At 62.5% G+C, this 24,852-nt stretch carries 21 protein-coding genes; 10 read left to right on the forward strand and 11 right to left on the reverse strand.

Annotation, left to right across the window (positions count from 1 at the left end; all coding sequences use genetic code 11):
• Positions 1-26 precede the first annotated feature (26 nt).
• The 5 genes from fhuB to HS968_RS09700 all read right to left on the reverse strand — a co-directional run bounded on the left by fhuB (position 27) and on the right by HS968_RS09700 (position 8,452).
• A complete protein-coding gene (fhuB, locus tag HS968_RS09680) occupies positions 27-2,021 on the reverse strand; it encodes a Fe(3+)-hydroxamate ABC transporter permease FhuB (RefSeq protein ID WP_182371103.1) in 1,995 nt (664 codons plus the stop codon).
• Positions 2,014-2,940: an ABC transporter substrate-binding protein gene (locus tag HS968_RS09685; RefSeq protein ID WP_182371104.1), complete on the reverse strand. Its 927-nt coding sequence runs from the start codon at positions 2,938-2,940 to the stop codon at positions 2,014-2,016. The genes fhuB and HS968_RS09685 overlap by 8 nt, the downstream gene beginning before the upstream one ends.
• A gap of 98 nt (positions 2,941-3,038) precedes the next feature.
• Positions 3,039-5,447, reverse strand: a complete 2,409-nt coding sequence (locus tag HS968_RS09690) for a TonB-dependent siderophore receptor (RefSeq protein WP_182371105.1) — start codon at positions 5,445-5,447, stop codon at positions 3,039-3,041.
• Positions 5,448-5,561: 114 nt separating this feature from the next.
• A complete protein-coding gene (locus tag HS968_RS09695; protein WP_182371106.1) occupies positions 5,562-7,247 on the reverse strand; it encodes a cyclic peptide export ABC transporter in 1,686 nt (561 codons plus the stop codon).
• A 206-nt stretch (positions 7,248-7,453) separates the two neighbouring features.
• Positions 7,454-8,452, reverse strand: a complete 999-nt coding sequence (locus tag HS968_RS09700) for a FecR family protein (RefSeq protein ID WP_182371107.1) — start codon at positions 8,450-8,452, stop codon at positions 7,454-7,456.
• 138 nt (positions 8,453-8,590) lie between these two features.
• Between HS968_RS09700 and HS968_RS09705 the strand changes: the two genes are divergently transcribed.
• From HS968_RS09705 to fhuF, 4 genes are all read left to right on the forward strand, one after another.
• Complete coding sequence (locus tag HS968_RS09705; protein ID WP_238338963.1) at positions 8,591-9,067, forward strand: sigma-70 family RNA polymerase sigma factor; 477 nt, start codon at positions 8,591-8,593, stop codon at positions 9,065-9,067.
• A gap of 168 nt (positions 9,068-9,235) precedes the next feature.
• A complete protein-coding gene (locus HS968_RS09710; protein WP_182371108.1) occupies positions 9,236-10,558 on the forward strand; it encodes a lysine N(6)-hydroxylase/L-ornithine N(5)-oxygenase family protein in 1,323 nt (440 codons plus the stop codon).
• Between the two features lie 59 nt (positions 10,559-10,617).
• Positions 10,618-11,598 carry a GNAT family N-acetyltransferase gene (locus tag HS968_RS09715; RefSeq protein WP_182371109.1) on the forward strand — a complete coding sequence of 327 codons (981 nt, stop codon included), beginning with the start codon at positions 10,618-10,620 and terminating at the stop codon, positions 11,596-11,598.
• A gap of 31 nt (positions 11,599-11,629) precedes the next feature.
• A complete protein-coding gene (gene fhuF / locus HS968_RS09720; RefSeq protein WP_182371110.1) occupies positions 11,630-12,379 on the forward strand; it encodes a siderophore-iron reductase FhuF in 750 nt (249 codons plus the stop codon).
• Between the two features lie 7 nt (positions 12,380-12,386).
• On the opposite strand, the gene HS968_RS09725 is transcribed toward fhuF, so the two are convergent.
• A complete protein-coding gene (locus HS968_RS09725; protein WP_182371111.1) occupies positions 12,387-13,154 on the reverse strand; it encodes an ATP-binding cassette domain-containing protein in 768 nt (255 codons plus the stop codon).
• Between the two features lie 146 nt (positions 13,155-13,300).
• On the reverse strand, positions 13,301-14,524 hold the full coding sequence (gene sstT / locus HS968_RS09730) for a serine/threonine transporter SstT (protein WP_182371112.1): 1,224 nt from the start codon (positions 14,522-14,524) through the stop codon (positions 13,301-13,303).
• 421 nt (positions 14,525-14,945) lie between these two features.
• Between sstT and HS968_RS09735 the strand changes: the two genes are divergently transcribed.
• The 6 genes from HS968_RS09735 (at position 14,946) to HS968_RS09760 (ending at position 22,209) form a co-directional block, all read left to right on the forward strand.
• Entirely contained in the window at positions 14,946-15,767 is an 822-nt protein-coding gene (locus HS968_RS09735; protein WP_182371113.1) for a transporter substrate-binding domain-containing protein, read from the forward strand.
• A 97-nt stretch (positions 15,768-15,864) separates the two neighbouring features.
• Positions 15,865-17,427 (forward strand): amino acid ABC transporter permease/ATP-binding protein, encoded by a 1,563-nt coding sequence (locus HS968_RS09740; RefSeq protein WP_182371114.1) that lies wholly within the window; start codon positions 15,865-15,867, stop codon positions 17,425-17,427.
• Between the two features lie 42 nt (positions 17,428-17,469).
• Positions 17,470-18,441: an agmatinase gene (speB, locus tag HS968_RS09745; RefSeq protein ID WP_182371115.1), complete on the forward strand. Its 972-nt coding sequence runs from the start codon at positions 17,470-17,472 to the stop codon at positions 18,439-18,441.
• A gap of 43 nt (positions 18,442-18,484) precedes the next feature.
• Positions 18,485-19,375: a LysR family transcriptional regulator gene (locus HS968_RS09750; protein ID WP_119691820.1), complete on the forward strand. Its 891-nt coding sequence runs from the start codon at positions 18,485-18,487 to the stop codon at positions 19,373-19,375.
• A gap of 231 nt (positions 19,376-19,606) precedes the next feature.
• Positions 19,607-20,848 carry a glutamine synthetase family protein gene (locus HS968_RS09755; RefSeq protein WP_182371602.1) on the forward strand — a complete coding sequence of 414 codons (1,242 nt, stop codon included), beginning with the start codon at positions 19,607-19,609 and terminating at the stop codon, positions 20,846-20,848.
• Positions 20,849-20,889: 41 nt separating this feature from the next.
• Complete coding sequence (locus HS968_RS09760) at positions 20,890-22,209, forward strand: MFS transporter (protein ID WP_119691818.1); 1,320 nt, start codon at positions 20,890-20,892, stop codon at positions 22,207-22,209.
• A gap of 16 nt (positions 22,210-22,225) precedes the next feature.
• On the opposite strand, the gene HS968_RS09765 is transcribed toward HS968_RS09760, so the two are convergent.
• From HS968_RS09765 to flgA, 4 genes are all read right to left on the reverse strand, one after another.
• A complete protein-coding gene (locus tag HS968_RS09765) occupies positions 22,226-22,975 on the reverse strand; it encodes a flagellar brake protein (RefSeq protein ID WP_119691817.1) in 750 nt (249 codons plus the stop codon).
• A gap of 95 nt (positions 22,976-23,070) precedes the next feature.
• Positions 23,071-23,538, reverse strand: a complete 468-nt coding sequence (locus HS968_RS09770; protein ID WP_119691816.1) for a flagella synthesis protein FlgN — start codon at positions 23,536-23,538, stop codon at positions 23,071-23,073.
• A gap of 50 nt (positions 23,539-23,588) precedes the next feature.
• Positions 23,589-23,924: a flagellar biosynthesis anti-sigma factor FlgM gene (gene flgM / locus HS968_RS09775; protein WP_106739783.1), complete on the reverse strand. Its 336-nt coding sequence runs from the start codon at positions 23,922-23,924 to the stop codon at positions 23,589-23,591.
• A gap of 134 nt (positions 23,925-24,058) precedes the next feature.
• Positions 24,059-24,817: a flagellar basal body P-ring formation chaperone FlgA gene (flgA, locus tag HS968_RS09780; RefSeq protein WP_119691815.1), complete on the reverse strand. Its 759-nt coding sequence runs from the start codon at positions 24,815-24,817 to the stop codon at positions 24,059-24,061.
• Positions 24,818-24,852: the final 35 nt, after the last annotated feature.

The following is a 24,852-nucleotide window of genomic DNA, read 5'->3' on the forward strand; positions in this document are numbered from 1 at the left end:
ATCGCGCACCAGCCGTCGACGATGTGCTAGCCGCGACGTTCGCGCTGCATCAGCCAGAGGAAGTACGGGCAGCCGATGAAGGCAGCCAGCAACCCGGCGGAAACCGGCCAGGGATAGGCCAGGTTGCGCCCCAGCCAGTCGGCCAGCAGCATGATCAGCGCGCCGGCACCCGCGCTCAGCAGCAGTTGCGGCAGCGCACGGCGCACGCCGAGGTGGCGGGCGATATGCGGTGCGATCAAGCCGACGAAGCTCAATGGGCCGACCATCAGAGTCGCAGCAGCGGTGAGCAGGGCGGCCAGCAGCAGGATAGTCAGGTGGCTGACGCTCAGGCGCAGGCCGAGCGCTGCCGCTGTACCGTTGCCCAACCCGAGCAGATCGAGTGGGCGTGCCAGCAGCATTGCAGCGGCGCCCAGCAGTACGGCCAGGATCACGGCGGTCGTGGCGGCAGCGGCATCGACCTGATAGGTCGAGCCGGTCATCCAGCTCATCAGCGCCGTCATGCGTGGGTCGCCGCTGGCCATCAGCAGGGTGCTCAACGCGCCCATCAAGGTGGTCAGGCATACCCCGGTGAGCAGCAGACGCTCAGGGCTGAAGGCACTGCGCCAGGCGAACCAGAGCAGGGCCGCGAGGGTCAGCAGGGCGCCCAGGCTGGCTGCCGGTAGCATCAGCGCCTGCGGCTGCGGTACCAGCAGGAACAGCACCAGCACGCCCAGCGCCGCGCCAGAGCTGGCGCCCAGCACTTCCGGGCTGGCCATGGGGTTACCGGTCAGGCGTTGCACCAGCAACCCGGCCATGGCCAGCATGGCGCCGGCGGCTAGTGCACCGAACACGCGTGGCAGGCGCCAGTGCAGCTCGCTGAATTCGGCCCACTGCCATCCATGCAGCCCTTTGGCCAGAAACACGGCGGGTATCAGCAGCACGACCAGCAATCCGGCAACCAGCAGGATAGGTCGCCACGGATGCGCCGTTGGCTGCCCCAGGCTCGTTCTGTGCGGCTGGATACCGCCGCTGCGCTGGCGCGCCAGCAGCCACAGCAGCAGCGGCACGCTGAACACCGCCGTGAGGATGCCGGCTGGGACTTCGCCGACCAGGCGCGACAGCTCGCGTGCGCACTGATCGACCAGGCACAGCAGCGCGGCGCCGAGCAGAGGCGCCCACAGCAACCGTTGGCGCAGGGTGCGCGCGCCGGTCATGCGCGCGATGGCCGGTGCGGCGAGTCCGATGAAACCGATGATGCCGACCACGCTGGTGACGAAGGCACTCAACGCCACCGCGATCAGCAGGCCGAGGCCACGGGTGGTGCGCAGCGACACGCCGATGCTGGCTGCGCTCTGATCTTCCAGGCCGAGTGCGGCCAGTGGGCGAATCAGCAGCACCGCGAGTGCGGCGGCGACGGCCAGGCGTGGCGCCAGGTAGAGCACGCCGTCCCAGCCACTCTGGTTGATCGAGCCGGCCTGCCACAGCAGTAGGTCGATCAGGTAGTCGTGGTTGAACAACACCAGCAGGGCGTTCAGCGCGTTGCAGTAGAGGCTGATCACCATGCCGGCCAGGATGAAACGCAGCGGGGACAACTGGCGACCCCAGGCGAAGCTGAACAGGGCCAGCGTGGCCAGGCCAGCCCCTGCCAGGGTCACGGCTTCGAGGCCATGGATCAGCAATGTCGGTGCCCAGATGGTGGTAACCGACAGCGCCAGGTTGGCGCCGGCGGCGACCCCCAGAGTCACCGGTTCGGCCAGCGGGTTGCGCAGAATCTGCTGGAACAGGGTGCCGGCCAGGCCGAGGGCGGCGCCGACCATCAGGCTGACCAGCAGGCGTGGTGCGAAGCTGAAATGCAGCAGTACCTGATTGGGGCTGTCCAGATCCGGTGACCACAACGCCTGCCACCACAGCTCGCGCGGTAGCAGGCCGTTGAGTCCGCGCCACACCAGCAGTGCAGCCAGCGTGGCGATGATCAGGGTGCACAGCGCCGAGCCCAGGCTGTGCCGGGGGCGCTGCGCAGGCAGGCTCAGTGACTCAGCCATGCTGCACCTCCTGGCTGTCCAGATAGTCGGCAATGCGCTCGGCCAGGCTGAGGAACGAGGCTACGCCGCCATAGGGATAGAATTTGCCCAGTGCCTGAGTTTGATCGCGGCGTACCGCCGGCAGGTTGTTCCACAAGGCATTGGGCTGACGCAGGCTCTGCAGGCGCGCCGACGTGGTCGGGATTTCGATGTACAGCAGATGGGCATCGGGTTGTTCGCTGAGGCGCTCGATACCGGTGAGGCTGAAGCCCATGGCATTGCTCGGGCCACTCCAGGCGTTGCGTAGCCCCAGCCGATCGAGCACGTCCTGCGCCATGCTGTGCTGGCCGTAGACCGTGGCGTGGCGACCATCCTGGTTGAGCACGGCGATGTACAGGGCCGGCTGTGGGCGTAGCGCCAAACGGGTTCGCAGCACCTTCAGGCGCTGCTCCGCGGCTTGCAGATAAATGTCGGCGCGGTCACTCACATGCAGGCGTTCGGCCAATTGGCGCATGAAGGCGCTGGCGCTGTTCCAGACCCCCTTGTCAGTGGGAAAGATGTTCACCACCTCGGTCGGCGCGATATCACCGAGCGCACGCAATACGCTGTTGGGCAAGGCGTCGCTGAGGATCAGTTGTGGGTTCAACTGATGCAGCAATTCGAGATTGGGCTCCCAGTAGGGGCCTATATCGAGCACTGTCTGCGGTAATGGCGAACCAGGCATACGCCGGCGGTAGTAGCCGACATCGGAAATGGCCAGTGGCTCCACGCCGAGGGTCAGCAGGGTTTCGGCTGCCCCCCAGTTGATGGCGACTACCCGCTGCAGCGGTTCTGCGCGCAGTGGCAAGCCACAGCCGAGGGCCAGTCCGCCGATGGCCATGGCCTGAAGAAATTGGCGGCGTTTCAGCAGTCGGTGGGGGCGGTTGGTTGAGGCTGGCAAGGCGTTCTCCAGATACGCGCAAGGCTCCCGCAGGAGCCTGAACATTCAGCAAGCAAAAGCCCGGCACCGCCATTGGCGGTGCCGGGCTTTGCGTCTGGTTACCAGCTGTACTTGACGCTGGTCATCAGGTTGCGCTCCAGGCCTACGTAGCAACTGGTTGCGGCGTCACAGGTAGCGATGTAGTCCTCATTCAGCAGGTTCTGTGCGTATACGGCCAGCGTGACCTGCGGCGTCAGCTTGTAGCTGGCCGACGCATCGAACAGGGTGTAGCTGTCAGCGCCGAAGGTATTGGCGTTGTTGCCATACATCGAGCCTACATAGCGGGCGCCCGCGCCCAGGGTCAGGCCCTGCAGCGAGCCATTGGTGAAGTTGTAGTTCACCCAGGCCGAGGCCATGTGCTCCGGCACGTTTGCAGGGCGGTTGCCCTGGTTGCCGTCGTTGCTGCGGGTGATCTGCGCCTTGGTGTAGGTGTACGAGCCGAGGATATCCCAGTGCTCATCCAGCTTGAGGCGAGCCTCTGCCTCGATGCCACGTGAGCGCTGCTTCCCTTCTGCAACGTTGAAGCCTGTGGTGACGCCGTTGCTGTCACGCTCGACGGTGAGGATATTGGTCTTGATCAGATCGAAGGCAGCCAGCGTCAGCAGCAGGTCGTCATGCGGCTGGTACTTCACCCCCACTTCCCATTGATTGGCCTCGCTCGGGTCGAAGGTGTTGCCCAGGCGACTGACGCCACTATTGGGTGAAAACGATTCGGCGTAGCTGATATAGGGCGCCAGGCCGAAGTTGGTTAGGTAGGTCAGGCCCACGCGGCCGGTGAAGGCGTCGTCTTTCTGGTTAGTGGATCGACTGTTGGGAATATTGTTGTCGAAGTCGTTACGAACCCGGTCATGGCGGCCACCGAGGGTCAGCAGCCAGTGATCGTCGAAGTGGATCTGATCTTGTACGTAGGCCCCGAGTTGCTCGATGGTTTGGTTGTAGTCGGCCTGTGTTAGCCCGTTGGTTGGGCCCGGCTTCGGTACAGGCTGGCCATAGACAGGGTTGAACACGTTCAGGGTCGGGCCTAAGTTCCGGTAGAAGGTAACGTCTGCATCCTGCCAGCTATAGTCCACCCCGCTAAGCAGGGTGTGGCGGATCGAGCCAGTAATGAAATCGGCCTGTAGCTGGTTGTCCAGCGCGAAAGTATTCATGTGCTGATTACGACGATCCGCAATCCGCACCAGATTCCCGGTGGTTGGGTTGAATGCGGCCCAGTTGGGCAACAGGTTATTGAACGTCAGATCTACCTGGCCATAGCGCAGGTTCTGGCGGAACTCCAGCGCATCGTTGAAGCGGTGGCGAAACTCGTAGCCGAGGTTGTACTGATCCTGGTCGAAGCGGTTGAAGCTGTGATCACCCAGCAGCGTATCGGTGGTGTGACCATTGGGCTTGGTGTAGACGAACAGGCTGCCGCCGTTACGATCACGCAGGAAGTCGGTGAGCAGGGTCAGGCTGGTGTCTTCGTTCGGCGCCCAGGTGAAGGACGGTGCGATGTACTGACGATCATCTTCCAGCTCATGGCCATCGTCATACTCCACCTGGGTATTGGCTTCGCGGTACAGACCGACGACGCGGTAGAGAAACTGGTTCTGTTCGTCGAGCGCGCCACCGACATCGAACTGGCCCTGGCGACGGTCATGGCTGCCGGCAGTGAGCTGAACTTCGTTGACCTGGTTGGCGGTAGGTTTCTTGCTGACCCGGTTGATCACGCCGCCAGCATCGACCTGGCCGAACAGGGTCGAGGCTGGACCGCGCAGCACGTCAACGCGTTCAAGCGCATAAGGCTCGCTACGGAACATGGCGTAGTCGTTGGTCTGCTGGCGCAGGCCATTGAGGTAATCACTGGTGCTTTGGCCGTTGAAGCCGCGAATGAAAAGCCAGTCGTAGCCTTTCGGGTCGAGGCCATAGGTCTCCACTTTCACGCCTGGCACATAGCGCAGCGCCTCGGTAACGGTCTGTGCGCCCTGGGCGTCGAGCTGGGCGCGGGTAATCACCGATACCGACTGGGGGATTTCCAGCAGCGAGGCGTTGGTTTTGCTGGCGCTGTTGCTGGTTCGGGGCACGAAACTGTTCTGTCCTTCGCTGCGCCCTTCGATCACCTGTGCGGGCAGGGCCAGCGCACTGTCGCCCGTGCCGGTGAACAGGCTGACGCGGTTGCCGTCGAGTTGATAGCGCACGCCGGTGCCTTCGAGCAAGGCGTCCAGGGCCTGCACGGCCTCCATCTCGCCAACCACGGCATTGCTACGCAGGCGGCTGAGTTGGGCCGGGTTGAACAGGATCTGCAGTTCGGTCTGCGCCCCGAGGCTGGTCAGTGCCGAGGCCAGCGGTTGTGCAGGTAGATCGATGCGTACAGGCTCAGCCAGAAGTGGTGCGGAGGCTCCAAGAGCCAGGCCGAACGCCGCAGCGCGAACCAGTCGGGCAAGGGGAGCGAGCGAAGTGTCGGGTTTGAAGAGTGAACGCGAAGAATGCACTGCAGTACTCCTGATCGATGTGTAGTGTTGGTTTTAATTAGAATGATTTGCTTTAAGACGCATGGGTGCGCAGAAACCGGAAAAGAAATTTCAAATTCATGCGCTTCTCGCGCTTTATCCGGCAGGGGCCTTGGCTGGTTCCGTGGCGCCACGGTGCTGCTCCTGCAGCGAAACGATTCGCCCGTAGGCCATTTGCAGCAGGCGGTCGGCCACGTGGAAGTAGCGGTCGTCGTGGGATATCACGATCAAGGTGCGGCCCTGAGCCCGAAGCTCTGGCAGCAGCTCGGTATAGAAGATGCGGCGGAACTCGGGATCCTGATCGGCAGCCCACTCGTCGAACACCAGCACCGGACGCTTCTCCAGCCAGGCTTGAACCAGCGCCAGGCGTTTGCGCTGGCCTGTGGAAAGGTCGGTGGTCGAGTAGTTGTGGTCGTCCAGGCTGACCTTGTGGGCGATCTCCAGGCGTTCCAGGTAGCGGTTGGCTTCAGCGGGTATGTCCTGGCTGCCCTTGAGCAGATCCTCGAACAGGAAATAGTCGGCGAAGATGGTGGTGAACAGTTGGCGGTAATCATCGCGATTGGCGTCTGTCACCGGCTCACCGTTGAGCAGCAACGTACCGCTCTTGGGCACGTAGAGGCCCAGCAGCAATTTGATCAGGGTGGTTTTGCCGCAGCCGTTCTCGCCCGCGATGAAGAGGATTTCACCGGGACGGATGTGCAGATCCACCGGGCCGACGCCAAAACCTTCGCCGCCCTCTTCGGTGGGGTAGCTGTAGTGCAGGCCGCGCAGCTCGATGCCTTGCATCGGCGGTGCGCTGCGGCCGTCATCACGTAGCAGCAGGTTGGGTTCCGGCGAAGAGAAGCGCTGCGACAGCTCGGCAATGCGGCGGAAGGCTACCTGGGCACGGCTGACGATAGGCAACTGGCCGACCAGATGCTCCAGGGGGCCTTTCATGTACAGCAGCACCAGGATGAAGCCGCTCAGTGTCGCCTTGTCGGTACTCGGCCAGAAGCTCTGGTAGGCCAGGGCCACGCCGATGACGATGAAAAACAGGGTCGAGCCGAAACCCTTGGCGATCACGAACAGGTTGATCGAGCGGATCTGGATGTCGCAGATGCGTTCGGCTGTACCCTGCAGGCGCTCGCTGTAGTGCTGGAAACGGCGCGGACGGCTGATGCGTAGTTCCTTGGCGCCCTCGGCCATGGCACGGTAGTGCTTCTGCAGGTCGTCCTCGGCATCACGGGCCTGGAAGAAGCCGCGGATACCCTTGCTGCGCGCCACGTACTGGATGGCGCTGCCGATGACGATCGCCAGGGCGGTGGTGAGGAACATGGGCAGCGAGAGTGAGGCCAGATAGCCCAGACAGCCGAGGGTGACGGTCAGTGATACCGCCAGTGGCGCGAAGGCGAAGGCGAAGTCGCTGATGGTGTCGATATCGTGGGTCAGCACCGGGATCAGGCGGTGGCTGCGGTAGCGCTCGATCTGGTCGATCGGTGCCGAGATGATCTTGCTGCCCAGATCCTTGCGCAGCCTGGCGATGACGTGTTGGCCGACATAATTGGTGCCGATATCGGAGATGATCGAACCGACCAACGCCAGCAGGCACAAGCCCGCGAAACCCAGCAGCAGAGCGCTCTGCATGCCTTCGTCAGAATGCAGGCTGTAGTTGATGGTGGCCAGCAGTGCCGTGATGCTGGCGCCGCCAAGAATGCCCAGCAGGGTGGCGGCGGCGAGTTGTGGGGCGAACGGGCGTAACAGCCGGAAGAGTTCGCGGATCGTGCTTTGCGGAGGTGTCTGCATCATCCAGTCCTGAGGCTCGGCGCAGGGCTGCGCCGGAAAACGGGGCGACGCGGTTGCAATCGAAATGACTGCAAACCCGAATCGTTCCTGTTAAGACGAATGAGGCAGGAGAAAACTCAAAGAAAACCGGGGATGGTGGTTGGCAGCGCTGGTTTCGCTTCAGGCGCAAGCGAGATCGTTGGTCTCGATGCGCATGGCGGGCCCATCTAGAGCGAGGCGTAGCGGCTCTTCAGTACCAGTCCGCCGTCATCGTGACGCCTGAGTTCGATGGGCAGTACGGTCGGCAGTGATTCGATCAGCGCCTTGAGGTCATCGGTACGGTAGATGCCGCCAATGCGCAGGTTGCCACTGGCTGTGTCGCCCAGGCGCACCGGCTGCTCGAGGTAGCGGTTGATCAGTGGCAGGGCGGCGCTCAGGGTCAGGTCATCCAGCACCAGCTTGCCTTCGATCCAGGCAATGGCGCTGGTAGTGCTCGCGTGTTCCACGTCGATCTGGTTGCTGCCCTGGCGGTAGCGCGCTTGCATGCCGGGCGACAGTTGCGCCTGGGCACTCTGCACGCCATTCGGTGGACTGACCACCACGGCACCTTCGAGCAGGCTGACCAGCATCTGCCGGTCATCCGTCCAGACATTGAAACGGGTGCCGGTGACACGCACCTGGCCATTGTCGGTCAGCACACTGAACGGCTGTTCGCTGTTGTGGGCCACTTCGAAATAGCCCTCGCTGCCGCTCTTGAGCCAGACACTGCGGCGGTCGCGGAAGGTGGCGAAGATCAGTCTGCTGTGGCTATTGAGTTGAACGCGCGAGCCGTCTGCCAGCATGACCTTGCGTGGGGTCTCCTGCGCCGTGTAGTAGCCTGCTTGCGCCGGCAGCAGGCCGGCCGACCAACCGCTCAGCCAGATGGTCACCGCACCCAGCATGGCGGCAGTGGCCATTCTGGCTGCGCGCCAGGCGCTGCGCTGGCGGCGAGGGCGAGCTGACGAGTGCCGAGGCGTGGGGGCGTGGGCCGGGCTTAGTTGATCGGCCAGTTGCCAGATCACCAGCATGGCGTCGTATTCGTGCTGGTGGCTGGGGTCAGCGGCTATCCAGCGGTCGAAGGCCTGGCGCTCCTCGTTCGTGCAGTCCACGTCATGCAGGCGCGCGCACCAGTACGCCGCCTCGGCGCTGAGGCGCTCGTCTTCATCGGTGGATTGCTGCTCGATCATTCGGGCGTCCCAGGCTTTCATTTGCACAAAATGCGAGTGATTATAAGTATCGCTGGCCCAGGCTGTCAGCAAGTGTCTGTTGCCGTGACACATCAGGAACCTGCGCGGGGCGGTTCCGCCAGGGGTTTAGAGAGCGTTGTGATACAGCATTACCAAGAATTGATCCGCTACCTCAGTCGTACGCTCGGTGATCGCCAGGCGGCTGCGGATCTGGCTCAGGAAAGCTTCCTGCGGCTGCTCGAGCGAAAGACTATGGATGTTATCGAGCAACCGCGCGCCTTTCTTTTTCGCACCGCCATCAACCTGAGTGTCGACCGGCACCGGCGTGCGCAGGTGCGTGGCGATGAGCCGCTCGAATCACTGGGGCATGATGAACTCGACGACGCGTGCGATCCGCAGGCTCAGGCCAGTCACGCGCAGCAGCTGCGGTTGCTGAGGCAGGCACTGGACGAGCTGTCACCGGTTTGTCGTCAGGCATTTCTGTTGCGCAAGATGGAAGGTTGTTCCCATGCCGAGATCGCCGAGCGCATGGGCATCTCTCGCGACATGGTGGAGAAGCACATCGTCAATGCCATGAAGCATTGCCGTATACGCCTGCGCCAGTGGGCGGGGTGAGATCGGACTGTCGATCAAGTATCAATAATGAGAATGATTATAAATTTCTGAGCGACTGCCTCGTCTTTTCTTCAAGACCGCAGCCTCACGCCTTCTGGCCGAGCAAGCGGACTACCCCAGGCAAGCCTATGGCTTGTTCGTGGCAAACGGCTAAAGGACACAGGCATCATGACTCAGTTGATCGTTCCGACCTACGACGTGCTCGGCATCGGCTTCGGCCCCTCCAACCTGGCACTGGCTATTGCCCTGCAGGAGCAGGCCGAGCGGGAAGGGCGTGCTTACCACGCGCTGTTCCTCGACCGGCAGCAGGATTACCGCTGGCACGGCAATACCCTGGTGAGCCAGAGTGAATTGCAGATTTCCTTCCTCAAGGATCTGGTGACGCTGCGCAACCCCAGCAGCCCCTACAGCTTCGTCAACTACCTGCATGCGCAGGGGCGTTTGGTCGATTTCATCAACCTCGGAACCTTCTACCCGTGCCGGTTGGAGTACAACGACTACCTGCGTTGGGTCGGCCAGCAGTTCGCTGATCAGTGCGCCTATGGCGAGTCGGTGGTTCGCGTAGAACCGGTGCACGGCGCCCAGGGTATCGACCAATTGCGAGTGATCTCCGTCGACAGCCAGGGCAACGAGCGTTTTCGTCTGGCGCGTTCCATCGTCCTCAGTACCGGTGGCACTCCGCGGATTCCCTCGGCCTTCTCCCATCTGCGTGATGATGCGCGAGTTTTCCATCACGCCCAGTATCTGGAGCGCATGGCCAGCCAGCCCTGCACTCGCCATGAGCCGATGCGCGTCGCCGTGGTTGGCGGTGGCCAGAGTGCGGCAGAAGCCTTCATCGACCTCAACGACAGCTACCCATCGGTGCAGGTGGACATGATCCTGCGTGCGGCAGTGCTCAAGCCGGCTGACGACAGCCCATTCGTCAACGAGATATTCACCCCCGACTACACCGATCTGGTATTCAACGAGCCTGAGGCCGAGCGTGAAAAGCTGATTCAGGAGTACCACAACACCAATTATTCGGTGGTCGACCTGGATCTGATCGAGCGTATCTACGGCATCTTCTATCGGCAGAAGGTGGCCAAACAGGCGCGCCATGGTTTCCTGTGCCGGCGCACGGTGGAAAGCGCCCGTGCCAGCGACGAGGGTATCGAGCTGGCGCTGCGCGACAGCGCCACCGGTGGTGTGGAGAGCAAGCGCTACGATGCGGTGATCCTCGCCACCGGTTACGAGCGCAACTCGCACCGTGAGTTGCTGGCGCCACTGCAGGAATACCTGGGTGACTTCCGCGTCGAGCGCGACTACCGCGTACGCGCCGATGCACGCCTACGGGCGGGCATCTATCTGCAGGGTTTCAGCCAGAGCAGCCACGGCCTGAGCGACACCTTGCTGTCGGTGTTACCGATACGTGCTCAGGAGATTTCTCAATCGCTATTCGAGCACTTGCCGGCGGCAATTTCGACTCAGTCTCGGGCGCTGGAAAGTGCCTGAGTTGATTCGACTAAATATTTTCATCTGCCATCCGTCTTGAGGTTTTCGAGGTGATATCCATGCCCGGTGTTTCCCTGGCCCTGCCTGATGGGCGCACGCTGCTGGTCGATGGCGGCGCACATGAGCTGACTCTGCTGCTCGATGGCCAGCCGCTGCTGCGCGCCGAGCGTCAGGACGAGGTCTGGTGGCTGCAGGGACGCGATATGCCGCTTGCAGTCTGGGCGTTTGCCTACCAGGCGTTTGCGATCGATCCAGCCTGCCAGAGACTGTTGCTGAAGCTGGACGATTGCCCCGCTGCGCTGGTGCAAGGGGGGCTGCTCAGCCCTGAGGCGGGTGGCCTCTGGCAGGTGCAGCGCTCGATGTTCTGGCAATTGCCCATGCCCTGGCGACGCGGGGCGGCCAGCGAGAGCTATCCGCAGCGTTTCGTGCTCAGCGATGGGCGGCGCCACCCGCAGCGCCCGCCGAAGCCCGATGGTGAACTGTATCGGCGTTTCGACAGGCGCCTGGGCAACTGGATCTCGCTACGTGCGCTGGATATCGCGGTCGACCTGGAGCGTTTCAGTCGCTGGCAGAACCACCCACGGGTGGCCGAGTTCTGGCAGGAGCAGGGTAGCCTCGAGCAGCACCGAGAATACCTGGAGCGGCTGGCGGCCGATCCACACGTGTTGACTCTGATCGGGTGTTTCGACGATCAGCCGTTCGCCTATTTCGAGGCTTACTGGGCCAAGGAGGATCGCATAGCGCCTTTCTATGCGGTCGATGACTACGATCGAGGTATCCACATGCTGGTCGGCGAGGAAGATCATCGCGGGCCGCACAAGGTGGAGAGCTGGCTATCGGCGCTGGTGCATTATCTGTTGCTGGATGAACCGCGTACCCAGCGTATCGTTGCCGAGCCGCGTGCCGACAATCAGCGGATGATCGACCACATGCAGCGTCTGGGCTTTTGGCAGGAGAAAGAGTTCGATTTCCCGCACAAGCGCGCTGCATTGATGGTGCAAAGTCGCGAGCGCTTCTTCGACCGATGCCGATTGTGCTGAGTCGTTTCTCTAGAGCTCGCAGGGGGTGGCGATGATTGCCGCCCTCGCTCCGCTATTTTTTGGCGAGTTTGCGAGTTATCGCGACGTACTGACCACCTTCGACGACCCGCGGCCATCGCTGCCGGTACGCCGACTCCTGCAAACGGCTCAACTCGATGCGGTCTTGCAGCGCTTCGACCCCTTGCACGCCGGCCAGGATCGCCGAGCACTGGCCTCGCAGTGGTCCAAGCACTATCTGGTTCGACTGATTCCGCCGGTGGTCGCCGCGGCGTTGGTGTTGGGGCATCGTCTGCCCTTGGCGCTCGATGCCATCGAGGTGGTGCTGGACGAGCAGGGGCTGCCAGAGGCCTTCAAGTTGCCTAGCGATGGTGAACCTTTTGCTGCGCCGCCGTCCGATGCCTTTCAGCGTTTCGCCGAGCTGACCGACCATCTGCAGACGTTCATCCAGATACTGGCGACGGAGGCACGGTTGTCGCCCAAGGTGCTCTGGAGCAATGCGGGCAATTACCTGGAATGGTTCGTGGGGGAAATGGGCAAGGTCTTGCCTCCCTCGCTATTGGTTCACGGTCACGAACTGATGGAACAGGAGCGGCGTGCCGATGGCGTTCGCAACCCTTTGTTCCGGCCGATTCGGTATGTGCCGGTCAGCCAGGCGCTGCGCCCCGACGGCCTCTGGCGTCAGCGCAGGGTGTGCTGCATTCGTTATCGCCTGGACAGCCTCGGGCATTGCGATAACTGTCCCTTGCTCGATCAGCCTCTGCCTCTTACCAGCGATCTGTAGCGCTCGCTCAGTGCAGGTAGCTGATCGGCGAGCCGTCCACGGGATTGGCCATCACGCCCATGGGGAGGCCATAGATACGCTCCAGGGTCTCACCGTGCATCAGCTCGGCTGGGCTGCCCTGAGCCAGTAGGTGGCCGCTGTGCAAGGCCAGCAGTTCGTCGCAGTAGCGCGCAGCCATATTGATGTCGTGCAGCACCACCAGTACGCCCAGGCCCAGTTCACGGCTGAGATCGCTGACACGCGACAGGACTTCGACCTGATGGGCGATATCCAGCGCCGAGGTGGGCTCGTCGAGCAGCAGGTAGCGGGTGTTCTGTGCCAGCAGCATGGCCAACCAGACGCGCTGGCGCTCGCCGCCGGAGAGCTGATCGACCAGGCGTTCGGCAAACGCGCTGGTGTCGGTCAACTCCATGGCGCGCTGGATGTGCGCCCGATCCTCTGCGCCAAAGCGACCGAGCGCGCCATGCCACGGGTAACGGCCGAAGCCCACCAGTTCACGTACGGTCAGGCCATCGGTCTGCGGCAGTTGTTGTGGCAGGTAGGCGACCTGCTGGGCGAAGTCGCGTTGACCCCAGGCGTCCAAGGCTTTGCCGTTGAGCCGGATATTGCCAGCGCTGGGCTGTTGTTGGCGTGCCAGCAGTTTGATGAGGGTGGATTTGCCCGAGCCGTTGTGACCGATCAGGCCGACCATCTGCCCGGGGGCAATGCGCAGGTTCAGGGGGTGCAGCAAGGTGCGTTCAGGAATGCTGAAGCTGGCGCTTTCCAATTCGAACATGGGGCCATCCGCGGGAGTGGATTTCGGTAAGGCCGCCAATCTAATTCAAACGCTAATCGTTATCAATTTTGCCGTGTGTTTCGCCTGGGTTACTGCGTGATTGGCTGGGGAAAGGCTTGTACGTCGTACAAGCCTTCATGCGGGGCTCAGGCCTGCCGTTGATCCTCGGCCCAGCACACGGCAGCGGTGAAGACCACGTCGGTGGAGGAGTTGATGGCGGTTTCCGCCGAGTCCTGCACGATGCCGATGATGAAGCCGATGGCCACCACCTGCATGGCGACGTCGTTGGGGATGCCGAACAGGCCGCAGGCCAGTGGAATCAGCAGCAACGAGCCGCCTGCGACACCAGAGGCGCCGCAGGCGCAGACCGCAGCGACCACGCTGAGCAGCAGGGCGGTCGGCAGATCGACGGCAATGCCCAGGGTATGCACTGCCGCCAGACTCAACACGCTGATGGTGATGGCGGCGCCGGCCATGTTGATCGTGGCGCCGAGCGGGATGGAGACCGAGTAGGTTTCTTCGTGCAGGTTCAGATCCTTGCACAGCTGCAGGTTGACCGGGATGTTCGCGGCCGAGCTGCGCGTGAAGAACGCAGTGATCGCGCTGCCGCGCAGGCAGGTCAGCACCAGCGGGTAGGGGTTGCGGCGGATTTTCCAGTACACCAGCAGCGGGTTGACCACCAGCGCCACCAACAGCATGCAGCCGACCAGCACGGCGAGCAGGTGCAGATAGCCGAGCAGGGCGTCCAGGCCGGAGTCGGCCAGGGTAGCGGCGATCAGGCCGAAGATGCCCAGTGGAGCGAGACGAATCACCATGCGTACGATGCGGGTGATGCCGTCGGACAGTTCTCCAAGCAGTTGCTTGCTGCCCGCACTGGCGTGCCGGAACACCAGGCCCAGGGCGATGGCCCAGGCCAGAATGCCGATGTAGTTGGCGTTGAGCAGGGCGTTGATCGGATTGTCGACCACATTGAACAGCAGGGTGCGCAGCACTTCGGCGATACCACCGGGGGGGCTCAGTTCCGTTGCCGGGCTGCTCAGTACCAGGCTCGACGGAAACAGGAAGCTGGCCGCGACGCCAATCAGCGCTGCCGACAGCGTGCCGATCAGGTACATCACCAGAATCGGACGAATATGGGTCTGCTGGCCGTGTTGGTGGTTGGCGATGGACGCGGTGACCAGCACCAGTACCAGCACCGGTGCCACGGCTTTCAGGGCGGCGATGAAGACTTCGCCGAGCAGGGCGATGGAGCTCGCTGCCTCGGGGGCGAGCAAGGCCAGGGCAATACCGGCGATCAGGCCAATGGCGATCTGGCCAACCAGGCTGATGCGAGCTATCCGGCGCAGTAGGGGTTGGGTGGTGGCAGTCATGTCGCTGTCTCTGTGGGCTTGGAGGGCCGCCTTGGGAGGGGGGCCAAAAAAGAGCGCGCGACTCTAGCACAGTCCTGACTGGCTGCTTTGACGCCGGGCAATGGAGGGCGACGGGCTGCAATTAGCTGTCGCATGGATGCAAACCCCGGCGTTCCCGGCAGTCGTTCTCAGCGCGTTCCGGCCGCGAGATTGCCGAGCCTGCGCAGCCGCTTGTCCACGTGTTGCCTTCATTTATGGAAATACGAAAGCCAGCTTTTGCAAGTCGGGATTCAACCTGGCCTGCCTCCTCTTTATCGTGACTTCGCCACGCACAACGATAATCACGCACCAGCGTGAAGACTTCAGTCGGCTCAGCCATGTTTCATGGCCCCGGCTCTTGCAAACCTGCCCCCACGAGAATGCCAACTCATAAGGACTTCCCATGCTCGGACATGTCTGCAAGCAAGGGCGGCAGGTACTGTGCGCGGCGGCGTTGATCGCCTCTGCTGCGCTTATCGTCGCCCAATCCGCGAGTGCTGCAAGCGTCATCACGCCTGGTACCTTCAACGTCGCGATGGAAATCAATTACCCGCCATTCGAGTCCTGGGAGAACGGCAAGGTAGTCGGCTTCGATGCCGAACTCAGCGAGGCCATCGCCCGGCACATGCAGCTGGACGTGCGTTTCCAGGACACCAAGTTCGCCAACCTGATCCTGGGGCTCAATGGCAACAAGTTCGATGCCACCATTTCCGCGCTGTACATCACGCCGCCGCGGTTGGCGCAGGCCGATGCCATTGCCTATGCGCGCAGCGGTGCATTCATCCTGGTCAACAAGGACAGCCCGGTACAGCCAGAGGACGAGAAAGCACTGTGCGGACTGAAAGTGGGGCTGCAGCAGGGGACGTCCTGGGTCACCCCGATTCGCGAGCTGTCCGACAGCCACTGTGTCGCCAACGGCAAGGCGCCGATCGTCGTCAGCGAATTCCCGACGGCGCCAGAGGCTTCGCAGGCCCTGCTGTCGAAGAACATCGACGCCCAGATCGAGATCGCCGGTACCGCCAAGATGTTCGCCGAGCGCTCGCGTGGCCGTCTGGTGGTCAGCTCACCGCGCATGATCTACATGCAGACCCTCGGCATTTTCACGCGTAAAGGCAATGACGCCCTCCAGGCTCAGCTGCGTCAGGCGCTGGCCGCCATGCGCCAAAGCGGGGAGCACCAGGCCCTGCTCAAGAAGTACGAGCTCGAGGATGTGACGCAGGAGTGATGCGTCACCCCACGCCGATCAACCGGGCGTCAGTGAAGGCGCCCGGTTGAGCTGCGCCACGTTGCCTCTTTCTCGATCGCCCTGACGCAGGTTCTTCATGACTTTCGACTGGTCTTATTTTCTGTCGCTGTTCACCCTTGGCGACTTCTGGCGTGCATGCGTCACCGTCATCGTGCTCAGCAGCGCGGCCTGGGTGCTGGGGCTTGGCCTTGGTTTCCTGCTGGCCTGTGCCCGGATGTCGCCCAAGCGCGGGCTCAATCTGCCCGCGCGGCTGTACATCTGGTTCTTTCGCAGCATTCCGCTGCTGGTTCTGCTGGTGTTCGTCTACAACCTGCCGCAGCTGTTCCCGCAGACTGGCGCCTGGCTGGGCAATCCGTTCACCGCGGGGCTGATCGGCCTGGTGGCGACCGAGGCCGCCTACATGGCCGAGATTCATCGCGGCGGCCTGCTGTCCGTCGCAGCTGGTCAGCGCGAGGCCGGGCACGCGCTGGGCTTCACCTACTGGACGACGCTGCGGTTGGTCGTGGTGCAGCAGGCATTTCGTATCTCGCTGCCGACCCTGGTCAACGAGTACGTGACCATCGTCAAGCTCAGCTCGCTGGTGTCGGTGATCTCGCTTCCCGAATTGCTGATGACGGGTCAGCGTCTGTATTCGCAGAACTTCCTGGTTCTGGAGACCCTCGCTGCTGTCGCCGTCTATTACGTGCTCATCGTTACCCTGTTCGGCTGGGGATTCAGCCGCCTGGAGCGCTCCCTCGACCTGGGGCGTCGCTCCGCCGCCTTGCTCGACGCCGATGCCTGCCAGGCGGCGAGAGTCATGCCCGCCAGTCCGGCGGTCGTGCAGCCAAGGATGCAGGCCGGGGCGCCGAAGGCGCTGCGGCTGCGCAATCTGCACAAATCCTATGGGCGTAATACGGTGCTCTCGGGCATCGATCTGGAGATTTCCTGCGGTCAGGTGGTGAGCATCATCGGCCCATCCGGCTCGGGCAAGACCTCGCTCATCCGTACCATCAATGCGCTCGAACGGATCGATCAGGGGGAGATCGTGCTGTTCGATGCGCCTTACATCACCGCGGACATTTCACCGACCGCGCCACAGGTACGTCAGGGCATTCGCCGGATCGGCATGGTGTTCCAGAACTTCCAGCTGTTTCCGCATCTGACCTTGCTGGAAAACATCACCCTGGCGCCGCTTCGCCATGGCCTGGATACGCCGCAGGCGGCGCGGCAAAACGCCTTCGCGCTGCTCGACAAGGTCGGTTTGCTCAGTCACGCCAATCGTTATCCGCATCAATTGTCCGGCGGCCAGCAACAGCGGGTGGCCATCGCTCGTGCATTGGCCATGCGTCCGGATGTCCTGCTGTTCGACGAGCCGACCTCGGCGCTCGACCCTGAGCTGGTGGTGGATGTGCTCAACGTTATCCGCGACCTCGCCCGCGAGGGCATGACCATGCTCGTGGTAACCCATGAGATGGACTTCGCGCTGTCGACCTCCGATCGCATCGTGTTCATGGAGCAGGGGCGTATCCAGCTCGATGCTTCGCCGCTGCAGATTCAGCGTGGTGCCTGCGCTTCGGCATCGCCAGCCATCCAGCGCGTGCGCCGCTTCATGAAGCTCGAAGACCGCTCGATCTCCCCCGAACCTTCGCCGGTTGCCTGAGCGGCCGGTCTTGTAATCCTGTCCATCCCTGGAGTCACGATCATGTCGCATGCATTTCCCCAGCCCCTCGATGCTTACCAGGTACCGCGTTTCGCGGGCCTTCCTACGTTCATGCGCCTGCCGGCGTTCGAAGACCCCGCCCAGGTGCAGATCGCGCTGCTCGGCATTCCCTGGGACGGTGGCACGACCAACCGAGCCGGTGCACGGCATGGCCCGCGCGAGGTGCGCAATATGTCCAGCCTCATCCGCCGAGTACATCCGGTCACCGGGCTGTCACCCTACGATGCGGTTCGGGTTGGCGATCTCGGCGATGCCCCGGTCAATCCGATCGATCTGCTCGATGCCCTGAAGCGTATCGAGGGCTTTCTCGCGTCCATCCACGCGGCAGGTGCCGTGCCGCTGTCGGTCGGTGGCGACCATCTGGTGACGCTGCCGGTATTTCGCGCCATCGCCCGTCAGCGGCCGATCGGCATGGTGCATTTCGATGCCCATTCCGACACCAACGACCGCTACTTCGGGGACAACCCCTACACCCATGGCACACCGTTTCGCCGTGCGGTCGAGGAGGGGCTGCTCGATCCCAAACGCACCGTGCAAATCGGCATTCGTGGCTCGCTGGCGTCGGCCAGCGACACGGACTTCGCCGAGCAGGTCGGTATTCGCATCATCACCATGGAGGAGTTCGCCGATATCGGTGTCGAGGCCACGTTGCGCGAAGCCCGGCGGATCGTCGGCAACGAACCGACCTACGTCAGCTTCGATGTCGATGTGCTCGACCCGGCCTTCGCGCCCGGCACCGGTACGCCGGAGATCGGCGGCATGACCACGCTGCAGGCGCAGCAACTGATTCGCGGCCTGCGCGGGCTGAACCTGATCGGTGCCGATGTGGTGGAGGTCGCGCCGCCTTTCGATGTCGGCGGCTGTACCGCGCTGGTGGGGGCGACGATGCTGTTCGAACTGCTGTGCATCGTTGCCGAATCGGTGGCCGACCGGGCGCTGCAGACGCCCAAATGAGGCACAATCCTCGCTCTGCTAACACTCGGATGGAACATCAGCGATGCGAGGCAACCTGAGCGACGTGGACTTGCGCATGCTGCGCACGTTCTGCGCCATCGTCGAGGCGGGCGGCTTCACGGCTGCCCAGGCGCGTCTCAACATCAGCCTACCGCGCCTCAGCGTGATCGTCCGCGATCTGGAGGTGCGCCTTGGTTATTCGCTGTGCAAGCGCGGCAAGTCCGGCTTCCAGCTGACGGAGCAAGGCCAGCAGACCTACGCCGCCGCTCAGGAGCTGTTCGCCAGCGTCTCGCATTTTCAGGATCGCACCACATCGCTCAGCCAGCGGCCGCGGGAGACCTTGTTGATCGGTGCGGTCGACGCCCTGGCCAGTTTCGAGGCGTTTCCGCTGGTGCGGGCCATCACCGCCTTGCGCAAGGTCACTCCGGAAACCGGCATCGAGCTGCACATCATGCGGCCGGACGAACTGGAGCAGGCCGTGCTGGATGAGCGCCTGGAGCTGGCGGTCGGTGCGTTCCATCACCATCTCTCGGGGCTGAACTACACGCCCTTGTGTCGTGAGCGCAATGTGCTCTATTGCAGCGATGCTCATCCGTTCTTCGCCATGAAGGACGAGCGCCTGAGTGTCGATATCCTGAGCGAAGCCGTTTATGTTGATCGTGGTTATCTGAGTGAAAGTCGGCGGCCACACCAGCTGCGCTTTCAGCATTTCGTCAATGCCTACACCATGGAAGCGACAGCGCTGCTGATATTTTCCGGCACCTACATCGGTTACCTGCCCACGCACTATGCGCAGCCCTGGGTGGATCGCGGGCGTTTGCGGCCGATACGCCCCGACAGTCTGTCTTTCGAGGCGCAGTTCGAATGCATCGTGCGCCAGGGCCTGGAACAGAAGCCTGCGGTGAGTCGTCTGCAGGAGCTGTTGCTCGCCTAAACCTGAGAGCCCGTGGGTGAGTCCAGTCAGGCCGCCGCACGGCACTGCTTGAAATATTGAACGCCCGTTGCGTATGTTGTGTCACTGCCCGTCGCTCGACGGACTTCCAATGGCAAAGGACAACAGCAGATGAGCAACGACGGCCATCTTTCGCTGGAAACTCTCCTCAGTGGCATCGATGAAATCGACTGCGTGACCCCGGATCTCAATGGCGTGCCGCGCGGCAAGGTGATGACGGCCAGCGGCTTCAGCGAGGGGCGGCGTTTGCAACTGGCCCGCGGCGTCTTGTTGCAATGCATCATGGGAGGGTATCCGGCGGCGCGCTTCTACGGCAGCGATGACGGCGATCTCGTGCTCAATGCCGAGCCGAACCAGATTCATCGCCTGCCCTGGAGCGAGCCGCCACGCGCACTGGCCATCTGCGATGCGGACGAGCTGGATGGGAGCAGCTCCGGGCTGTCCACCCGTGCGTTGCTCAAACGCGTGCTGGCGCGTTACGCCGAGCATGGCTGGCAACCGGTGGTGGCCACCGAGCTGGAGTTCTTCGTCTTCGCCGCCAATCCCGATCCGCAGCAGCCGTTCCAGCCGCCAGTGGGCCTGGATGGCCGTCGCGAGGATGGCGGTTCGGCGTTCAGTGTCAGCTCCGGCAATGGCTTGCGACCATTCTTCACCGAGGTCTATCGCTGCATGGAGGCGCTTGGCCTGCCGCGCGATACCTTCATGCACGAGATGGGCGTCAGTCAGTTCGAGATCAACCTGCTGCACGGCGATGCGCTGCAGCTTGCCGATCAGACCTTTCTGTTCAAGCACCTGCTCAAGGAGGTCGGCTTCAAGCACGGTTTGTCCGTGGTGTGCATGGCCAAACCCTTGGCGCACACGCCGGGTAGCTCCATGCATATCCATCAGAGCGTGGTGGAACAGGGGACGGGGCGCAACATATTCAGCAACGAGCTGGGCGAAGCGACGCCGGCCTTTTATCACTTCATCGGCGGTCAACAAGCGGCGCTGGCCGACTTCACGCTGCTGTTCGCACCGCATGTGAACTCCTACCAACGTCTGTGTCATCCCTATGCATCGCCGAACAATGCCTGCTGGTCTGCCGACAACCGTGCTGCTGGCCTACGCATTCCCGCTAGTGCGCCGGTGGCGCGGCGTGTGGAAAACCGCCTGCCGGGCGCAGATGCCAATCCATATCTGGCCCTGGCTGCCAGCCTGGCCGCCGGGCTGCACGGCCTGGAGCGCGAGCTGCAACCCAGCACACCGATCCAGGGGGAGTTCGAGGTGCCGGAAGAATTGGCGTTACCCTGTACCATGCACGCTGCTATCGAGCGTCTGAAACGCAGCGAGTTGGCAATCGAACTGTTCGGTGCGGAATTCATCGAAGGTTACATCGCCAGCAAGACGCTGGAGCTGACCAGCTTCTACGATGAAATTACACCCTGGGAGCGCCGTGTTCTGGCCGCACAAGCCTGACGCCATTCCCGGTTTCCGTGCACAAGGAGCTTTACCCACCAATGCGATTGATCTGGAAGTCATTCCGCTCGCTGTACTTTGCCACCCTGCTCATGTTGCTCGGCTCCGGTTTGCTCAGTACTTATCTGGCCTTGCGTCTGGCCGATACGGTGGATGGTCTGTGGGTCGGTGCGCTGATGGCGGCCAACTATTTCGGTCTGGTGCTCGGCGGCAAGCTGGGGCATCGGCTGATCGGTCGGGTAGGGCACATTCGCGCCTATGTTGCCTGCGCCGGGGTGGTCACCGCCGCGGTGCTTGGTCACGGTCTGGTGGAGTGGCTGCCGTTCTGGCTGTTCCTGCGCATGCTGGTAGGCCTGGGCATGATGTGCCAGTACATGGTGATCGAGAGCTGGCTCAACGAGCAGGCTGAAGCGAAGCAGCGTGGCCTGGTGTTTAGTGGGTATATGGCAGCGTCCTACCTGGGGCTGATTCTCGGGCAACTGACCCTGGTGGTGCATCCGACGCTGGGGCTGGAGTTGCTGATGCTGGTCGCCCTGTGCTTTGCCCTGTGCCTGGTGCCCGTGGCGCTGACGCGACGTCTGCACCCGGCGCCTTTGCATCCGGCGCCGCTGGAGCTGCGCTTCTTCCTCAGTCGTGTGCCGTTGTCGCTGACCACGATTTCGGTGGCCGGTCTGCTGATCGGCTCTTTCTATGGTCTGGCGCCCTTGTACGCCACGCGTATGGGCCTTTCCACCGAAGAGGTGGGCCTGTTCATGGGTAGCTGCATTCTGGCAGGTCTGCTGGTGCAGTGGCCGTTGGGCTGGCTGTCGGATCGTCATGACCGCGTACGCCTGATCCGCGGCTGTGCGGTATTGCTGCTGCTGGCAGCGCTGCCGCTGGCTGCGTTGCCCGAGGTTTTCCTGGGGTTGCTGATCGTCGTCGGTTTTCTGGTCAGCCTGATGCAGTTCAGCCTATACCCGCTGGCGGTGGCACTGGCCAATGACCATGTCGAGCCGGAGCGACGCGTATCGCTGACCGCCATGCTACTGGTCACCTTTGGCGTAGGTGCCTGCATTGGCCCGCTGCTGACGGGCGTGTTGATGCGCTTCTACGGGGCCAACATGCTGTACGTGTTCGTTTGCGTCTGCGCGTTGATCCTGATCTGGCGAATTCGCCCCGAAGTGGTCACCCACCTGCATCAGGTGGATGATGCGCCGCTGCAGCACATGGCCATGCCGGGTAATGTCACCAGCTCACCGCTGGTCGCGGCGCTCGATCCGCGGGTCGACGAGCAAACGGTGCAGGAACAGATGCAAGAACCGGCCGCAGCGGCAGCCGAGGTCAACGAGCAGAACGAGCAAGAGTCACGGGCAGCCCAATAGCGGCTGCCGCGCTGTTTCAGAAGGGGCCGTCGCTCTCGGTGCGGCGTGCTTCACGCTGCAGCTGATAGACGAAGCGCTCGACCTGGCGTTGCTCCAGGCCATTCATGCGGTGGAAGCGGGTGCCGACGAAGGTCATGTCGACCTTGTCTTCGTATTGCACATGGCGCAGTTCCACGGCGCAGGTCATCGCGCCGAAGGGCAGTTGCGCGGTGAGGCGCTCGTGTACCTGACCGTTGCTCAATTGCTGGGTGAGGTTGCCGGCGAAACGCAGCTTGCAGCCGGTGGCGGAAATATCCAGCAGGTGACCGGGAATGGGTTCGCGCAGTTTGTCGCCATTGAGCACGACCTTGACCAGGTCGCTTTGCTTGAGTGGTGCACGAAACGCACTACGGCGCTGGTGGTAAATCACTTCCTGCGGTAGCGGCGCCCAGTAGCAGGGGGCGCCTTCGAACTCGCCTGGCTGTACGTCGTGCTCGCAGCTCCAGGCCACGCGTACACCATCGCGGAACGCTTCGACCTTGAAACCCTCGCCTTGCTTGAAGAAGCGTTCGCCATCGTTCGGGATGATTTCATCGAGGGCGATGCGAGCCCGATCGCGGTCGATCTCTACCAGGTAGCTCTGAAAACGCTGGCTGCGATCCTTAAACTGGATCACCAGCGGATCATGGTTCTGTTGCAATTGGCGCAGGGTGGCAATGATCTCCACGGGTGCCTTGAGCACCTTTGGCGGCTGGGGGCCGCTCTCGTCGTTGAACGCGCTGGACACAGTTCGGAACTCTCCGAGTCAAAAGACTACAACGGCACTAGCATACTGGCTAAGTGCCTGCATGTCCCTGTGCTTTTCGCTTGTCGGTAGGGGGCTCAGGCCTGACTGAGTGGCCTCTGCTGCGCGATTCTAGCGGCACTGCCACGACTGTCATAGAGGCCAGGCGTTTCGCCGCCGCGCAGAATGCCGAGAACGCTGCGCACCGATGCCTGGTTGGCGCGCACCAGGCGGCCATTGCGCAGATTGGCTTCCTGGCAGCGTTGCAGCAGGTTGGACAGTTCTTCGCTGCGAGCCAGCAACTGCTCACCCTGGGTGGAGTTCGCTGCCAGGGCGCTCAGTCCGTCACGATCTGCGCTCAGACCAGCGCTCTGCAGCAGGCGGCTGCGTTCGTTGCCATGCTGCTGAAGCAGGGCAAGCAGGGGTTGTTTGTCATTGAGCAGGCCGTCGAGACGCGGCAGATCACGTTCGCTCAGGGCCTGGAATTCGGCGTCGATCAGCTCAAGCAGTTGCTCGGCGGTGCCGATATCGGTGGTGAACAGGTCAAGCAGGGCTGTGTCGTGCATGGCGGGCTCTTGGGGGTCGGGCGTCCAACACCCCCAGCGCAGCCCTGGGACTAGCGCTGGGATTCGAAGTCGAGCAGTTTCTGAGCGACGCGTTTGCTGTCGACCTGATAGCTGCCGTCAGCGATGGCCTGTTTCAATTGGGCCACACGCTCCTTGTTGACGATTGGCTGATCGCTCAGCTTTTCGCTGATTTTCTGCAACTGTTGTGCCTCACGGCTCAGTTGCACGGATTCACCGCTTTTTGCGGTGGTTTGTTCATCGCTGCCGGTGACAGGCGCTTTGTTCGGCTGTGCCGACTCGCTGCGATTGCCAGCCTGAGTCGAGCCGGTACGTCCCGCATTGGCGGGCGTATTGGCGTTGTTCAGCCGGTTGAAGTCGATGACCATGATGCAAAACCTCAGACGATATGGTGGACGCTTGCCAAGCTTTTCGGCCACTGCCGAGAAAACTTTAGGGCTAATTTCATGCGTCAGAAAACAGTGTAGGTGATCGCCAAGCCATTACGTTACAAGAAACATGCCTATATGGACACTTCCACCTGTCCCGGGCCGACCACGCGGGCACGAATCACCCGTTGCGAGCGCAGGTTGCGGACATTGATCTGCTGACCAGGAGCACCGTCCGTCAGGGCTTCACCCGGCATGCGCACGTTCACGGTGGTGCCGCGCGCGCTGATGACCACCTGATCGCCGCGGCGCACCACCTCGGCGATTTGCAGATGGTTGGGGGCCAGAACCTGGTCTCCACCTAACTGCCGCGTCAATTTCTTGCCGATTGCCTGTGCTGGGTCGGTCAGGAAGTTCTGACCGAGCTGCCCCACATCGCGTTCCACCAAGCTCAGATCCGCCGCTTTGACTACGCTCATGCGCTTGAGTGGGCGGGTGAGTACGACGACCGCACGGTACAGGCGTACCTCGCCAGGTACGAATACGGTCCAGGGGGCGCTGCCGTCGCAACGTACGCGGGTGGTGACGCGGCCCAGGGGCTGCGCCGGGCTTTCCAGCGTCGTCGTCAGTGGTTGATCGCAAAGCGGTAGACGCAACCGCGGGTCGAGACGATTGACGCGAATCTCATGGCGGCCCTGGATTTCGCTACGCTGTAGATATTCAGTGGTCGCCTGCTCAAGAAAGGCTTCGGTGGCGCCGATAAGCTGTTCGGTGCTGGTAAAGGTCGCCGCCGCGGTACCGCTGTAGCCGATTGCCGGCAAAGCGAGTAAAACGGGCAAAGGGGCAAGGCACTTTGCCAGTAGCTGACGGAATGATGACGTTCTTGGCTTCATGACCAATGCAAAGCAAGCCCCGTGCCGCCTGCTAG

Origin of the sequence: Pseudomonas berkeleyensis (genome assembly GCF_014109765.1) — a bacterium.
Taxonomy (GTDB): domain Bacteria; phylum Pseudomonadota; class Gammaproteobacteria; order Pseudomonadales; family Pseudomonadaceae; genus Aquipseudomonas; species Aquipseudomonas berkeleyensis.